The organism is Sphingomonas qomolangmaensis, from assembly GCF_024496245.1.
Lineage (GTDB): Bacteria > Pseudomonadota > Alphaproteobacteria > Sphingomonadales > Sphingomonadaceae > Sphingomonas > Sphingomonas qomolangmaensis.
Window position 1 is genome coordinate 1,220,061 of the sequence record NZ_CP101740.1, and the last position, 14,388, is coordinate 1,234,448.

Consider the following 14,388-nt stretch of genomic DNA (forward strand, 5'->3'; position numbering starts at 1 on the left):
CCCCACAAACCCTCGTTGCGCATCGCGCGCCGTGCGGCCTAAGCCCGCGCGCATGAGCGCTCCGCATCCCTTCACGATCCATAATTTCCGCGCCTATTGGCTGGCGCGGCTGTCGAATACGCTCGCGCAGATGGCGATGGTGATCGTCATCGGCTGGCAGGTGTACGACATCGCGCGCCAGACGATGTCGATCCGCGATGCCGCGTTCCAGCTCGGCTGGATCGGCGTCGCGCAGTTCGTGCCACTGCTGCTGCTCTCGCTGGTCGCGGGCTTGGTCGCCGACCGGGTCGACCGCCGCTGGATCGCGCGCGGCGCGGTCGCGCTCGAGGCCGCCTGCGCGCTGCTGCTGGCGTGGCTGACCTATCACGGCGCGATCACCCTGCCCTGGCTGTTCTTCGTCGCGGCATTGCTCGGCGTCGCGCGCGCCTTTGCCGGACCCGCGCTGCAGGCGCTCGCGCCCAACCTCGTGCCGATCGCGGTGCTGCCCGCGGCGATCGCGATGAGCTCGATCGCGTGGCAGGCGGGGTCGGTGCTCGGCCCGGCGATGGGCGGCTATCTGTATGCCGCCAACCAGTGGTTACCCTATGCGGTGTCGGCAGGGCTGTTCGGCCTCGGCTTCGTCATGCTGACGCTCATCAAGCCGGTCGAGCGCAAGCAAATGACCGGCACGCGCAACCCGTGGGCGCAGATGGTCGACGGCCTTGCCTATGTCCGCCGCAACCGGCTGGTGCTCGGCGCGATCAGCCTCGACCTGTTCGCGGTGTTGCTCGGCGGCGCGACCGCCATGCTGCCAATCTATGCGCGCGACATCCTGCAGATCGGCGCCGACGGGCTTGGCCATCTGCGCGCCGCGCCCGCCGCAGGCGCGGTGCTGGTCGCGATCTGGTTCGCCTGGAAGCCGCTCACCAACGATGTCGGGGTCAAGATGCTGTGGTCGGTCGCGGCGTTCGGCGCGGCAACCGCGATGTTCGGGCTGTCGGCGCCGCTGCTGCTGCCCTATCTCGGCACCGCAGCGATCGGCAGCGATTTCGCCCCTGCTGTGCTGGTGGCGCTCGTCTCGCTGTTCGTGGTCGGGGCGACCGACATGGTGTCGGTCTATGTCCGCCAGTCGCTGATCCAGCTGCATACCCCCGACGACATGCGCGGCCGCGTCGGTGCCGTCTCGACGCTGTTCGTGTCGGGCTCGAACGAGCTCGGCGAGGCACGCTCGGGCTTCCTCGCCGCCGCGGTCGGCCCCGTCGTGGCGGTTGTAGGCGGCGGGATCGCCGCCATATTGGTGACCGCATGGTGGGCGCGGCTGTTCCCCGAACTGGGCCGGGCGCGCACCTTCGCGCCGCCCGAAACGCTCGAATTCACCTCGATCAAGGAGACGACGATATGAAGGCGAACACGATCCTCGACACGATCGGCAACACCCCGCACATCCGCGTCGCGCGGCTGTTCCCCGATGCCGAAGTGTGGATCAAGTCCGAGCGGTCGAACCCCGGCGGGTCGATCAAGGATCGGATCGCGGTCGCGATGGTCGAAGCCGCCGAAGCATCGGGCGACCTCAAGCCCGGCGGCACGATCGTCGAACCCACCAGCGGCAACACCGGCGTCGGGCTGGCGATGGTCGCGGCGGTGAAGGGCTACAAGCTGGTCCTCGTCATGCCCGAGAGCATGTCGATCGAGCGCCGCCGGCTGATGCTGGCCTATGGCGCGACCTTCGACCTCACCCCGCGCGAGAAGGGGATGAAGGGCGCGATCGAGCGCGCGATCGAACTGGTCGAGCAGACGCCGGGTGCGTGGATGCCGCAGCAGTTCGAAAATCCTGCGAACATCGACGTCCATGTCCGCACCACCGCGCTGGAAATCCTCGCCGATTTCGCCGACACGCCGATCGACGTGATCATCACCGGGGTGGGCACCGGCGGCCACATCACAGCGGTGTCCGAGGTGCTCAAGCAGCATTGGCCCGAGCTCAAGGTCTATGCGGTCGAGCCCGAAGCCTCGCCGGTGATCTCGGGCGGCCACCCCGGCCCGCACCCGATCCAGGGGATCGGCGCTGGCTTCGTGCCGCGCAACCTCCACACCCAGGCGATCGACGGCGTCATCAAGGTCGCCGCTGATGCCGCCAAGGAAATGGCGCGGCGTTCGGCGCGCGAGGAAGGCATCTTGGTCGGCATCTCGTCGGGCGGCACGCTAGCGGCAATCGCGCAGAAGCTGGGCGAACTGCCCTCGGGCAGCCGGGTGTTGGGGTTCAACTACGACACCGGCGAGCGGTATCTTTCGGTGCCCGACTTCCTGCCCGAGTGAGGGCGGGGACGGTTTAGCGACTGCCGACCGCCCACCATTACCGTCACCCCGGACTTGTTCCGGGGTCCACCGCTCGGCAAGCGACGTCCCCGATTGTCGCTCGGTGGACCCCGGACCAAGTCCGGGGTGACGGGGGGGCCGAGGGTAGCGGCCCCCTCCCCCATTCGCTCCAAACCCGCTAAGACGCGGCGCCCGCCGACCCCCGCGACAAGGCCCGCATGACGCCAACCCCTCCCCCGACGACGCCCGTCATCCGTGCGATCCTGGCCGTGCTGGCGTTGCTGGCGGTGCTGCTGCCCGCGATCATCGTCGCCACCGCACCGCGCATCGCTCCGGTGGAACGCACGCTCGCGCGCCCGTCGGTCCGCGTGATCCCACCCGCCGAACTCCCCCCGGTCGAGCCCACCGCGTTCGTCGCGGTCGATCCCGCCGATGCGCGCAGCTTCAACGCCGCGGTGCCCTTTTCGAGCGCCCCCAACCTCCCAGCGCGCGCCTTTCGGATCATTGGGACACCCGACAGCATCGCGCGCGGGACCGACTGCCTGACCGCGGGCATGCTCTACGAATCGGGCGACGATTCGGTCGGGCAGCGCGCGGTGGCGCAGGTGATCCTCAACCGCGTCCGCCACCCCGCCTTCCCCAAATCGGTTTGCGGCGTCGTCTTCCAGGGCAGCGAGCGATCGACCGGCTGCCAGTTCACCTTCACCTGCGACGGCGCCCTGGCGCGGCGCTATTCGGACGCCGCCTGGGGCCGCGCGCGCGCGGTCGCGACCGCGGCGCTGCAGGGGCGCGTCGACAAGCGGGTCGGCACCGCCACGCACTACCACACCGACTGGGTGGTGCCCTATTGGAGCAGCAGCCTCGACAAGATCAGCGAAGTGAACACCCATTTGTTCTTCCGCTGGACCGGCTGGTGGGGCACCCCGCCGGCGTTTCGCGGGCGCTATGCGGGGACCGAGCCGGTGGTGCCCGAACTCGCGGGCATCGCGGCGTCGCACGGGACCGGCGAAGTTCCCGCCGGCGTCGAGGACGCAACCGTCGCGGCGACGACGATCGCGCTCGCCGACATGCCAGCGCCGCTACCGACCGACCCCAACAGCTTCGCCATCACTCTCGATCCGCGCGTCGCGGCGGACCAATACGCCGTCTATGCCAAGCGGCTGTGCGGCGACCGCGGCTATTGCAAGCTGCTCGGCTGGACCGAGCGTGCCGACACCCCCGCGATGCTGCCCGCCGAACCCGCGATCCTGGCGCGAATGGCGTTCAGCTATTTGCGCGATTCGGCACGCGGCTATGAACGGACGCTTTGGAACTGCGACCGCTTCGCCCGCCCCGATCGCCGCGACTGCATGAAACGCCAGGTGCTGCAGGCGCCCAAGCGCGACGCAACACCGGCGGCGGCAGCGGCCACGCCTGCGCCGCCGGTGCCCGACCTTAGCGGCGTCCGCCGGCGCAGCGGCACGCTCGTGCCGGTGCCGGGTCCGTCCACGACCCCGACGGAAGCGCCGGCCAAGCGCTGACCTGGACGCGAGACACGTTCGGGTTTCCCACCCCCTACCGTTCGTGCTGAGCTTGTCGAAGCACTGCCCTTTCTTCGCGCGCGGCCGGCATAAGAAGGACGGTGCTTCGACAAGCTCAGCACGAACGGATTAAGCTGGAACCGTGGTCTGCTCACGCCGCCAGGAACATCTCCGGGTCGAGCGCCATGATCGAATCGCTGCCGCCCTCGATCTTGCGGCGGAGCGCGCCGGTGTCGGGCATGATCCGCTCGGCATAGAAACGCGCGGTCACCAGCTTGGCGCCCAGGAACTTGGCATCGCCCTCGCCCACCGCCAGCAGCGCGTTGGCGGCGCGCACCATCCGCAGCCACATCAAGCCGGTCGCGACGATGCCCATGATATGCATGTACGAATGCGCACCCGCGCCGACATGGTTGGGGTTCTGCATGCCGTTGGCCATGAACCACATCGTCGATGCCTGCAGGTCGCCCAGCGCCTTTTCGAGCCGCCCCGCGAACTGCGCGGTCGCTTCGTCCTGCGCCTTGGCGTCGGCGATCTCGCCCGCCACCAGCTTGAAGAACGCCTGCACCGCGCGGCCGCCCTTTTGCGCCAGCTTGCGCCCGACCAGGTCCATCGCCTGCACCCCGTTGGTGCCTTCGTAGATCATCGCGATCCGCGCATCGCGGACATATTGCTCCATCCCCCATTCGGCGATGTAGCCATGGCCGCCATAGACCTGCTGCGCGGTGGTCGCGATGTCATAGCCCTTGTCGGTGCCATATCCCTTGATCACCGGGGTCAGCAGCCCGATCAGGTCGTCGGCCGTCTCGCGCTCTTCCTCGGTCGCGGCCTTGTGCGCCAGGTCGACCTGGAGCGCGCCCCACAGGCACAAGGCGCGCAAACCCTCGGTCAGCGCCTTTGCTTCCATCAGCATCCGGCGGACATCGGGATGGACGAACAACGTGTCGGCCTTTTCGGCTGGCTCGGCGGCGCCGGTGAGCGCGCGTCCCTGCCGCCGGTCGCCGGCATAGGCCACCGCGTTCTGGTACGCAGTCTCGGCGACGCCAAGCCCCTGCAGCCCGACGCCCAGCCGCGCGGCGTTCATCATGATGAACATCGCCGCCAGTCCCTTCATCTCGTCGCCCACCAGCCAGCCGGTCGCGCCGTCATAGTTCATCACGCAGGTCGAATTGGCGTGGATCCCCATCTTGTGCTCGATCGATCCGCAGGTGACCGCGTTGCGCGCGCCGAGCGACCCGTCTTCCTTGACCAGGACCTTGGGCACCACGAACAGGCTGATCCCCTTCGAGCTGTCGGGCGCGCCGGGCGTCTTGGCGAGCACCAGGTGGATGATGTTCGAGGTCAGGTCGTGCTCGCCCGACGAAATGAAGATCTTGGTGCCGGTGATGCTGTACGATCCGTCGGCCTGCGGCTCGGCCTTGGTCTTGATCAGTCCCAGATCGGTGCCGCATTGCGGCTCGGTCAGGTTCATCGTGCCGCCCCATTCGCCCGACACCATCTTGGGGACGTACAATTCCTTCTGCGCCTGCGACCCCTTGGCGAGCAAAGCGGCGATCGCGCCGTGGGTCAGCCCCGGATACATCGCGAAGGCCATGTTGGCCGAGATCATATATTCCTCGAACGCGGTCGACACGACGTGCGGCATCGCCTGGCCGCCGAATTCCTCGGGCGCCGCCAGCGTCGCCCAGCCGCTTTCGACGAACTGCTTATACGCTTCCTTGAAGCCGTCGGGGGTGGTCACGCTGCCATCGGCGTGGCGGGTGCAGCCCTGCTGGTCGCCCGACAGGTTCACGGGGAACAGCACCTCGGCGACGAACTTGCCGCCTTCCTCGAGCACGGCGTTCACCACATCGGGGGTCGCGTTGGCGAAGCCCGGCAAGTTCGCGTGCTTGTCGAGCTGGACGACGTGATCGAGGATGAAGCGCGTATCGCGCACGGGCGGCGTATATTGCGGCATAGGGCTCTCCGGTCAGTCTTTGGTTCTGGTCAGTTCTTCGGCGCGCTCTGGCCGTCGACGACGGACAGGAAGGCGTTGAGTTCGGCGATCGCTTCGTCGATGTCGTGCTTCTGCGCTTCCAGCGTCGCGACGCGCGCGCGGCAGCGCTCGATCGTCACCTGGCGCTGGACCTGGCGGCCATCGCCGACATCGTACAGGTCGATCATCTCGCGGATCTCGCCCAGGCTGAACCCGACGCGCTTGCCGCGCAGGATCCACGCCAGCCGCGCGCGATCGCGATGCGAATAGATGCGCGACATGCCGCGCCGCTCGGGGGCGATCAGGCCTTCGTCCTCGTAGAAGCGCAGCGCGCGCGCGGTGACCCCGAACTCGGCGCACAGGTCCGAGATCGTGAAGCATTCGAGGTCCTGGCGCGGCGCGATCGGCGCGAGCGCGGTCATGATGGAAAGCGCATTGGGCATGGTCGGGAAATACCCGACCTTTACGTAAACGTCAACTAGCCGGGTCGCTGTCGCACAAGGGTCTCCCGCGCGGATCGCGCAGCGCGCGGGCCTCGGCCTCGACCCCCGACAGCCGATCGGCGGTCAGCGCACCGAGCGAGGCGCGCGAGCGGCACCGGCGCGCACAGGCCACGGGTACGCGCGGCGGAAACACGATCCGCTCGCCCGCGATCGTCGCGTCGAACGCGCAGCCCTCGCCGAGCTCGACCCGCAAGGTCGAACCCGCGCGAGTCGCGGTGCCGCGCGCCGAGCAATCGACGCCCTGGCCGTAATCGACCGTCGCGCCGATCCGGTACGCGCCGCCGTCGCCGATCAGGCACAGTCGATCGGTATCGCGCGCGTAGAGTCCCGCGAGGCTGACATCGTCGGGATCGCGCACCAGCCCGCGCTCGATCGCGGCGGTTTCGAGGTCGAGCGGTTCGGTGGGATTGCGGGGCGACTCGCCGGAGCAGGCAGCGAGGATGAGGTAAAGCGCGAACCCCAACGAAGCCGTCACCCCGGACTTGGTCCGGGGTCCACGTTGCCGCTCGCGGAGGCGGTGGCCGGGGGGCGGTGGACCCCGGACCAAGTCCGGGGTGACGCGGCGGTTAGGCATCGAAAGCCTCACGCCGCCCCCGGCACCTCATCGCCCACCGCCTCGAGCCCCTCGGCGGTCACCCGCCGATAGAAGCAGCTGCGCGCGCCGGTGTGGCATGCCGGCCCCGCAGGCTCGACGATCAACCACACCGCGTCCTGGTCGCAGTCGATCCGAATGTCGCACACCCGCAGCACATGCCCCGAGCTCTCGCCCTTCTTCCAGAGCCGCCCGCGGCTGCGCGACCAGAAGGTCGCCTCGCGGCTGGCGACGGTCGCCGCCAGCGCCTCGGCATTCATATGCGCGAGCATCAGCACCTCGCCAGTGGCGGCATCGGTGGCGACGGCGGTGATGAGTCCCGCAGCATCATATCGGGGGGCCAGCGTCAGCCCGGTTTCGCGATCGTCCATCCGTCGGGTGTAGTCAGCGATCGGGCGCCCTTCAACGGTTCAGCGCGGTGGACTCTCGCTGGCAGCATCGGGAGCACTGACGCCGGCGCCGATCCCCATGCCGCCTACCGCCATGCCCCCGCCCATCGCCGCACCGCCGCCGCCGCCGCCGCCGCCGCCCCTGCCGCCACCGCCACCGCCGCGCTCGCCATCGCCGCCGCCCCTGCCCTTGCCGCCGCCCGATCCCGCCGGTCTCGTCGGCCCCTGCACCGGGATCGACGCCGCGACATCGGCGGGGATCGGCCCCAGCTGCAGCGCGTGGCGGACATAGTCGCGCAGCGACACCACCAGTTCGTGGACATGCACGCTGCGCCCCGCGACCAGGTCGCGCGCCGCACGTTCGGCCAGCCGGACATGCTCGTCGGTGCCGAGCAACAGGATATCGGCCAGCGCCGCCTCGACCGAATCGCGGATCCGGCGCGACCGGTCCGAGCCCAGCGCCTCGGCCGACAGGTCGACCGGCGCGACCCCCTCGGCATCGGGCGCCGCCGCCCCCGCGCGGCGCAGGTCGCGCAGATGCGCCGGATCGACGGCGAGGTTGCCGGTGAACGACCCGCCGAGCACCTTGTAGGCGGCGATCAGCGTGCGCAGCCGCTCGTTGATCTGGCGGTTCATCCGTTCGCGCCGCTGCTGGATCGTCGTCATCACTACCAGCCGAATGCCGACGCCGATCAGCGTCACCAGCGCGAGCCCGCCAATCGTGGTCAAGATCCCCTGCCACGAACTGAAATCCATGAACCGCAACGCCGCCTCCAACCTGCCACCCGGGCTTCCGCGCCCCCGACTTCAACGCGCGTGTTACAAACAGGCGACAAAGTCCGATCGACCCCCTATATGCCCGGCTACCCCACCAACAAAGCACTGGCCGTATGCGAACCACCAATCCGTTCGATGACGACAAGCTGCGCGAGGAATGCGGTGTGTTCGGCGTTTCGGGAACCGACAGCGCCGCGGCGCTGGTCGCGCTCGGGCTCCACGCGCTGCAGCATCGCGGGCAGGAAGCTGCCGGCATCTCGAGCTATGACGGCGTCCAGTTCCACACCCATCGCGCGATGGGGCACGTCGCTGGCAATTTCGACCGCGACGACATCATCCGCCAGCTCCCCGGCACCGTCGCCGCCGGCCATGTCCGCTATTCGACCACCGGCGAGACCGCGCTGCGCAACGTCCAGCCGCTCTATGCCGACCTGGCCAGCGGCGGGTTCGCGATCGCCCACAACGGCAACATCTCCAACGCGATGCGGCTCAAGCGCGACCTGGTGCGCCGCGGTTCGATCTTCCAATCGACCAGCGATACCGAGGTCATCATCCACCTCGTTGCCACGTCGAGCTACCGTTCGCTGCTCGACAAGTTCATCGATGCGCTGCGCCAGGTCGAGGGCGCCTATTCGTTGATCTGCATGACCCCCGAGGGGATGATCGCCTGCCGCGATCCGCTCGGCATCCGCCCGCTGGTGATGGGCCGGCTCGGCGACAGCGTCATCTTCGCGTCGGAGACGGTCGCGCTCGACGTGGTTGGCGCTGAATTCGTTCGTGCGGTCGATCCGGGTGAGTTGGTGATCGTCCAGGGCGACGACATCCGCTCGATTCGGCCCTTCGCGCCGGTCGCGCCGCGCCCGTGCATCTTCGAATATGTCTATTTCTCGCGCCCCGATTCGATCGCCGAGGATCGCTCGATCTATTCGGTGCGCAAGGCAATCGGCGCGCAGCTGGCGATCGAGAATCCGGTCGAGGCCGACCTGATCATCCCCGTTCCCGATTCGGGCACCCCCGCGGCGATCGGCTATGCCCAGCAATCGGGGATTCCGTTCGAGCTCGGCATCATCCGCTCGCATTATGTCGGGCGCACCTTCATCCAGCCGGGCGACAAGGTCCGGCATCTCGGCGTCAAGCTGAAGCACAACGCCAACCGCGCGCTGATCAAGGGCAAGCGCGTGGTGCTGATCGACGATTCGATCGTCCGCGGCACCACCAGCCTGAAGATTGTCGAGATGATGCGCGAGGCGGGCGCCGCCGAGATCCACATGCGGATCGCCTCACCCCCCACTCGGCATAGCTGCTTCTACGGCGTCGACACCCCCGAGCGCGCCAAGCTGCTTGCGGCCAAGTTCGACGTCAGCGGGATGACCGATTTCATCCACGCCGACAGCCTCGCCTTCGTCTCGATCGACGGGCTCTACAAGGCGCTCGGCGAAGCCCGCCGCGCCGAGATCCGCCCCAAATATTGCGACGCCTGCTTCACCGGCGATTACCCCACGACGCTGACCGACCAGGACGAAAGCTCGCCCGTCGAGCAATTCTCGATGCTCGAAGAGCGCGTCGGCTAACCCCCCACATGAGGACTGCATGACCGACAAGCCCCTTTCCGGCCGGCTGGCGCTCGTCACCGGTGCCAGCCGCGGCATCGGTGCCGCCACCGCGCTCGCGCTCGCCGATGCCGGCGCGCACGTCGTGCTGACCGCCCGCACCACCGGCGGGCTCGAGGAGATCGAGGACAAGATCTACGCCGCGGGTGGCAGAGCGACGATCGCGCCGATGGACCTCACCCAGACCGACAGCGTCGTTCGGCTGGCAGGCGCGATCCACGAACGCTGGCAGAAGCTCGACATCCTGGTGCTCAACGCCGCGATGCTCGGCTCGCTCAGCGCGGTCCCGGCGATCGACATGAAGGAATGGTCGAAGGTCTTCACCCTCAACGTCACCGCGCAGGCAGCCCTGCTCGCCTCGTTCGACGGCTTGCTGCGTGCATCGGACGGCGCACGGGTGATCGGGATGACTTCGAGCGTCGGCCGGACGCCGCGTGCCTATTGGGGCGCCTATGGCGCGTCGAAGGCGGCGTTCGAGACGCTGCTGGGGAGCTATGGCGAGGAAGTGCGCAACATCACCCAAATCCGCACCGCGATCCTCGATCCCGGCGCGACCCGCACCAAGATGCGCGAACGCGCCTATCCGGGTGAGGACCCTGGGAGCGTGAAGCCCCCCGAAACGGTAGCGGCACGGATCCTGCAGCTGGCGATCGACGGGTTCGAGACCAACCATGCCGAGCGGGTCGGCTAGCGCCGACGCTCGACGGGCGGGGCCGCACCCAATCGGCCCCGCGACCGCCAGATCGTGCTTTATTGGACCTGCTTGACCGCCGATAGCGCGCGTTCGCGTGCCTCGCGGTGGCCGATAATCTTGGCCGGATAGTCCTTTGGGCGGCAGCCATATTCGTCGGGGTCGTGGATCGCGGGGCCGCGGATCTGCGCCAGTTCGGGCACCCATTGCCGGATATAGTCGCCGGCATCGAACTTCTCCGACTGGACGAGCGGCGCCATGATCCGCCCGAACATGTTCGAATCGATCCCGGTGCCCGCCACCCACTGCCAGTTGACCGCGTTGTTGCCGTAATCGGCATCGACCAGCGTATCCCAGAACCAGCGCTCGCCCTCGCGCCAGTCGATCAGCAGATGCTTGATCAGGAAGCTGGCGGTGATCATCCGGACGCGATTGTGCATCCAGCCGGTCGCCCAGAGCTGGCGCATCCCGGCATCGACGATCGGATAGCCCGTCCGCCCGCGCTGCCATGCGCGCAGGTCCGCGGGCGAGCTACGCCAGGGCATGTCGTCGAACTTGGGGCGGCCGTTCGCCCTGCCGTAATCGGGCCGCTCCAGGATTACCCCGCTGGTGAAGTCGCGCCACGCCAGTTCCTTGCGAAAGGTGATGGCCTCGGCCCCGCCGCCCGCCAGGTGCCAGGCGTCGCGCGGCGAGATCTCGCCGAAGTGGAGATGCGGTGACAAGCGCGAGCTGCCCTCGACCGACGGCAGGTTGCGCGCCTCGTCATAGGCTTCGACATGCGCGGCGAAGCGCTTGACCGCCGCGCGTGCGGCATCCTCGCCCGGGATCCAGTCGGCGAAGCCCGTCGACCAGTCGGGATCGGTCGGCAGCAGCTTCCAGTCGGCGAGCTTCTCGCTCTTCGGCCAGGCATCGGGCGCCGCGATCTTGCGCGGCATCGCCAGTGCCTCGGAGGGGGGCAGTCGCTGCGACAGCGCCTTCCAGAACGACGAATAGATTTTGAACAACCCACCCGATCCGGTGGTCACGTCCTCGATCCGCGCGAGATGGTTGCCGTCGTACAGGCATAGCCGGTCGCCCAGCTGCTGCTCGGCCTTGACCCACCAGGCTTCGTAATGATGGATCGCGTGGATGCGCTCGGCGCCGGTTTCGTCGAGCAACTTGCCGAGTTCGGCCACCGCGTCGCCGCGCCGCAGGATCAGCCGCGATCCCTTGTCGGCGAGCGCCTTGCCGAACGTATCGAGCGCGTGGTGCAACCACCAACGCTGCGCCCCGCCCATCCGCCATTGGCCCGGCGCGTCGTCGTCGAGGATGTAGACGGGGATGACCGCGCCTTCGTGCGCCGCGGCGACGAGGGCGGGCTGGTCGTGGAGGCGAAGGTCCTGGCGGAGCCAGAGAAGGTTAGTCACTTCCGCTCCCCTCCCGCTTGCGGGAGGGGCTGGGGGTGGGCTTGTATTATTGATTGTAGCATCAGCGTGCCATGCCCTCCCCTAACCCCTCCCGCAAGCGGGAGGGGGAATTGGCGACGTACCCCCTGCCCAGCGCCAGGATCGAGGCCACGTGCCGTGCCGCCACTTCCATCGCGTCATGCCCGTATCCGCCCCCCAGCGCGCTCGCCAGCGGCAGCCCGCGCGACGCTGCCAGCCCGGCGATCCACGCCTCGCGCCGCCCCAGTCCCTCATGCGTCAGCGCTAGCCGCCCCAGCCGGTCGCCCTCGAAGGGGTCGACCCCCGCCTGGTACAGGATCAGATCGGGCGCGAACCAGTCGAGCAGCGGGACCAACGTCACCGCGAGCGTCTCGAGATACGCGTCATCGCCCACGCCATCGGCCAGCGGCACGTCGAGCGTCGAACGCGCCTTGCGCACCGGGAAGTTCTTTTCGGCATGGATCGAATAGGTCGCGATGTCGGTGCGCCCTGCGGTGAGCGCGGCGGTGCCGTCGCCCTGGTGGACGTCGCAATCGACGATCAGCACGCGGTGCACGCGGCCCTCCTCGATCAGCCGGTTCGCCGCCACCGCCAGATCGTTGAACACGCAGAACCCCGCCCCGGTCTCGCTCAGCGCGTGATGGCTGCCACCCGCGGTGTTGGCGGCGAACCCGCGCTCGATCGCCAGCCGTGCCGCCAGATAGGTGCCCCCCGGCACCGCCTGCGCACGCGTCGCCACCACCGGGGTCACCGCAAAGCCGATCCGCCGTTCCTTGGCCGCGGGTACCCTCGCGCCAAGCACTTCGGCGACATAATCGGGGTCGTGCATCGCATCGAGCCAGGCGCGCGGCATCGGCTCGGGCAGATGCCAATCGATCGCCGCGCCGCTTCGGGCCAGCAGGTCGCGCACCAGCCCGTTCTTGTTCCATTGATAGGCGCTGCGCGTGGGCGCCGGCGCGACATAGTCGGGGTGGTGGACAATCGCGATCACACCTCGGTAGGTAGGGCGCGGCAGCGCTGCGCCCAATACCGCCCGGGTGCCGCACCCGCCGCCGCGCGATACGCCCCCGAACGAACGGACATCGAATGACCCAGCATGCCGACCTGCCCTATCGCCCCTGCGCCGGGGTGATGCTGCTCAACCGCCACGGGCTGGTGTTCGTCGGCCAAAGGCTCGATTCCACCGCCGAGGCTTGGCAGATGCCGCAGGGCGGGATCGACCCCGGCGAGGACGCGCTCGACGCCGCGATCCGCGAGCTCGGCGAGGAAACCGGGGTGGTGCCCGATCTCGTCGAACTGATCGCGCGCGGCGGCGAGGAGCTGCGCTACGACCTGCCCGACGACCTCATCGGCAAATTGTGGAAGGGCAAATGGCGCGGCCAGCGCCAGCATTGGTTCCTGTTCCGCTTCCTGGGCGAGGATCACGACATCGACATCCGCACGCACGAGCCCGAATTCCGCACCTGGCGCTGGGTCGAGCCCGCCGAGCTTCCCGCGCTGATCGTGCCCTTCAAGCGCGAGCTGTACGGCCATATCCTCGAAATGTTCGCCGAACCGCTCGGCTTGCGCGACGAACCGGCGAACTGAGGGGCCGGCCATGCCGTACGGTCTTTTCGCCGCCGCATTCGTCTGACAAAGCCAGCAGCGTGTCCCAAGGCCTTCCCCTCATCGCGATCGCATTGCTCGTCAGCCCCGACGATCCGGTGCTCAAAGCGCCCGGCGACCAGATCCCCGTCGAGGTGAAGGCGATGCTCGACGCGGCGATCGCCTCGGGCAACGAGGGCGAGGTCAACACGCTCGTCAAATATGTCCAGCAGGTGAAGATGCCCTCGTCCGATCGCGTCGCGCGGCTGGCGCAGGCGTGGAAGAACGATCGCGCCGCCAGCGCGCAAAAGCGGATGCAGGAGGCCGATTTCCTCGCCTTGGTGAAGGGTCGCGTCGAACTCGGCGGCTTCACCACCAGCGGCAACACCAGCAACTCGGGCGTGACGGGCCGGGTGGAAGTGAAGCGCGAGGGGCTGAACTGGCGGCACAAACTGCTGCTGCAGGCCGATTATCAGGAGAGCTTCGGCCTCACCAGCCGCGAACGCTACGTCGCGTCGTACGAGCCGAACTACAAGGTCGACGACCGGCTCTACGTCTACGGCGCCACTCAATATGAGAGCGACCGGTTCCTCGGCTATATCAACCGCTATTCGGCGTCGAGCGGCGCGGGCTACAGCGCGATCCGCCGCACCGGGATGCGGCTCGATCTCGAGCTCGGACCCGCCTATCGCTACACCGACTATACCGACGACACGAGCGAGAGCAATGTGGCCGCGCGCGGATCGCTGGCGTTCGAATGGAAGGTGTCGCCGCGGATCGAGCTGCGCCAGAACGCCTCGGCCTATCTGCAGAGCGCGAACAGCACGATTTCGAGCAACACCGCGCTCAACGCCAAGGTGCTCGGCCCGCTGTCGGCGCAGCTTTCGTACATCGTCCAATATGAAAGCATGCCGCCGGTGGGCCGCGTCGAAACCGACACCACCAGCCGCGCCTCGCTAGTGTACGAGTTCTGATCCGCGGGCACGGCGGGGGTGACGCCACCCTGCCCCCGCGCTACCACCCACTGC

General features: G+C 68.4%; 14 protein-coding genes. 7 read left to right on the forward strand and 7 right to left on the reverse strand.

The window, feature by feature from the left end:
• Nucleotides 1-52: 52 nt before the first annotated feature.
• The 3 genes from NMP03_RS05820 to NMP03_RS05830 all read left to right on the forward strand — a co-directional run bounded on the left by NMP03_RS05820 (nucleotide 53) and on the right by NMP03_RS05830 (nucleotide 3,815).
• Nucleotides 53-1,381, forward strand: a complete 1,329-nt coding sequence (locus NMP03_RS05820) for an MFS transporter (protein WP_256507554.1) — start codon at nucleotides 53-55, stop codon at nucleotides 1,379-1,381.
• Nucleotides 1,378-2,295: a cysteine synthase A gene (gene cysK / locus NMP03_RS05825; RefSeq protein WP_256507555.1), complete on the forward strand. Its 918-nt coding sequence runs from the start codon at nucleotides 1,378-1,380 to the stop codon at nucleotides 2,293-2,295. The genes NMP03_RS05820 and cysK overlap by 4 nt, the downstream gene beginning before the upstream one ends.
• A 218-nt stretch (nucleotides 2,296-2,513) precedes the next feature.
• A complete protein-coding gene (locus tag NMP03_RS05830; protein WP_256507556.1) occupies nucleotides 2,514-3,815 on the forward strand; it encodes a cell wall hydrolase in 1,302 nt (433 codons plus the stop codon).
• Nucleotides 3,816-3,966: 151 nt separating this feature from the next.
• Here the strand turns inward: NMP03_RS05830 and NMP03_RS05835 are convergent, their stop codons facing one another.
• The 5 genes from NMP03_RS05835 to NMP03_RS05855 form a co-directional block, all read right to left on the reverse strand.
• Nucleotides 3,967-5,772 carry an acyl-CoA dehydrogenase C-terminal domain-containing protein gene (locus NMP03_RS05835; protein WP_256507557.1) on the reverse strand — a complete coding sequence of 602 codons (1,806 nt, stop codon included), beginning with the start codon at nucleotides 5,770-5,772 and terminating at the stop codon, nucleotides 3,967-3,969.
• Nucleotides 5,773-5,801: 29 nt separating this feature from the next.
• Nucleotides 5,802-6,212 carry a MerR family transcriptional regulator gene (locus NMP03_RS05840; protein ID WP_256508031.1) on the reverse strand — a complete coding sequence of 137 codons (411 nt, stop codon included), beginning with the start codon at nucleotides 6,210-6,212 and terminating at the stop codon, nucleotides 5,802-5,804.
• 52 nt (nucleotides 6,213-6,264) lie between these two features.
• On the reverse strand, nucleotides 6,265-6,768 hold the full coding sequence (locus NMP03_RS05845) for a hypothetical protein (RefSeq protein WP_256507558.1): 504 nt from the start codon (nucleotides 6,766-6,768) through the stop codon (nucleotides 6,265-6,267).
• A 107-nt stretch (nucleotides 6,769-6,875) separates the two neighbouring features.
• Nucleotides 6,876-7,256 carry a phosphoribosyl-AMP cyclohydrolase gene (gene hisI / locus NMP03_RS05850; protein ID WP_256507559.1) on the reverse strand — a complete coding sequence of 127 codons (381 nt, stop codon included), beginning with the start codon at nucleotides 7,254-7,256 and terminating at the stop codon, nucleotides 6,876-6,878.
• Nucleotides 7,257-7,295: 39 nt separating this feature from the next.
• Complete coding sequence (locus tag NMP03_RS05855; RefSeq protein ID WP_256507560.1) at nucleotides 7,296-8,003, reverse strand: hypothetical protein; 708 nt, start codon at nucleotides 8,001-8,003, stop codon at nucleotides 7,296-7,298.
• Nucleotides 8,004-8,164: 161 nt separating this feature from the next.
• Here NMP03_RS05855 and purF point away from each other — a divergent pair, with 161 nt between their 5' ends.
• The gene (purF, locus tag NMP03_RS05860; RefSeq protein ID WP_256507561.1) at nucleotides 8,165-9,622 is read left to right on the forward strand and encodes an amidophosphoribosyltransferase; all 1,458 of its coding nucleotides are present in this window, start codon (nucleotides 8,165-8,167) and stop codon (nucleotides 9,620-9,622) included.
• Between the two features lie 19 nt (nucleotides 9,623-9,641).
• A complete protein-coding gene (locus NMP03_RS05865; protein ID WP_256507562.1) occupies nucleotides 9,642-10,352 on the forward strand; it encodes an SDR family NAD(P)-dependent oxidoreductase in 711 nt (236 codons plus the stop codon).
• 59 nt (nucleotides 10,353-10,411) lie between these two features.
• Here the strand turns inward: NMP03_RS05865 and NMP03_RS05870 are convergent, their stop codons facing one another.
• Complete coding sequence (locus NMP03_RS05870; protein WP_256507563.1) at nucleotides 10,412-11,758, reverse strand: cryptochrome/photolyase family protein; 1,347 nt, start codon at nucleotides 11,756-11,758, stop codon at nucleotides 10,412-10,414.
• A 61-nt stretch (nucleotides 11,759-11,819) separates the two neighbouring features.
• Nucleotides 11,820-12,767: a histone deacetylase family protein gene (locus NMP03_RS05875; protein WP_256507564.1), complete on the reverse strand. Its 948-nt coding sequence runs from the start codon at nucleotides 12,765-12,767 to the stop codon at nucleotides 11,820-11,822.
• A gap of 95 nt (nucleotides 12,768-12,862) precedes the next feature.
• On the opposite strand from NMP03_RS05875, the gene NMP03_RS05880 reads away from it, so the two are divergent.
• Both NMP03_RS05880 and NMP03_RS05885 read left to right on the forward strand, forming a co-directional pair.
• Nucleotides 12,863-13,363 (forward strand): RNA pyrophosphohydrolase, encoded by a 501-nt coding sequence (locus NMP03_RS05880; protein ID WP_256507565.1) that lies wholly within the window; start codon nucleotides 12,863-12,865, stop codon nucleotides 13,361-13,363.
• Nucleotides 13,364-13,422: 59 nt separating this feature from the next.
• Nucleotides 13,423-14,334 carry a DUF481 domain-containing protein gene (locus NMP03_RS05885; RefSeq protein ID WP_256507566.1) on the forward strand — a complete coding sequence of 304 codons (912 nt, stop codon included), beginning with the start codon at nucleotides 13,423-13,425 and terminating at the stop codon, nucleotides 14,332-14,334.
• Nucleotides 14,335-14,388 lie beyond the last annotated feature (54 nt).

Coding starts and splice junctions, on each gene's coding strand:
- NMP03_RS05820 (WP_256507554.1), top strand. CDS start 53: ATGAGCGCTCCGCATCCCTTCACGATCCATAATTTCCGCGCCTATTGG.
- cysK (WP_256507555.1), top strand. CDS start 1,378: ATGAAGGCGAACACGATCCTCGACACGATCGGCAACACCCCGCACATC.
- NMP03_RS05830 (WP_256507556.1), top strand. CDS start 2,514: ATGACGCCAACCCCTCCCCCGACGACGCCCGTCATCCGTGCGATCCTG.
- NMP03_RS05835 (WP_256507557.1), bottom strand. CDS start 5,772: ATGCCGCAATATACGCCGCCCGTGCGCGATACGCGCTTCATCCTCGAT.
- NMP03_RS05840 (WP_256508031.1), bottom strand. CDS start 6,212: ATGACCGCGCTCGCGCCGATCGCGCCGCGCCAGGACCTCGAATGCTTC.
- hisI (WP_256507559.1), bottom strand. CDS start 7,256: ATGGACGATCGCGAAACCGGGCTGACGCTGGCCCCCCGATATGATGCT.
- purF (WP_256507561.1), top strand. CDS start 8,165: ATGCGAACCACCAATCCGTTCGATGACGACAAGCTGCGCGAGGAATGC.
- NMP03_RS05865 (WP_256507562.1), top strand. CDS start 9,642: ATGACCGACAAGCCCCTTTCCGGCCGGCTGGCGCTCGTCACCGGTGCC.
- NMP03_RS05880 (WP_256507565.1), top strand. CDS start 12,863: ATGACCCAGCATGCCGACCTGCCCTATCGCCCCTGCGCCGGGGTGATG.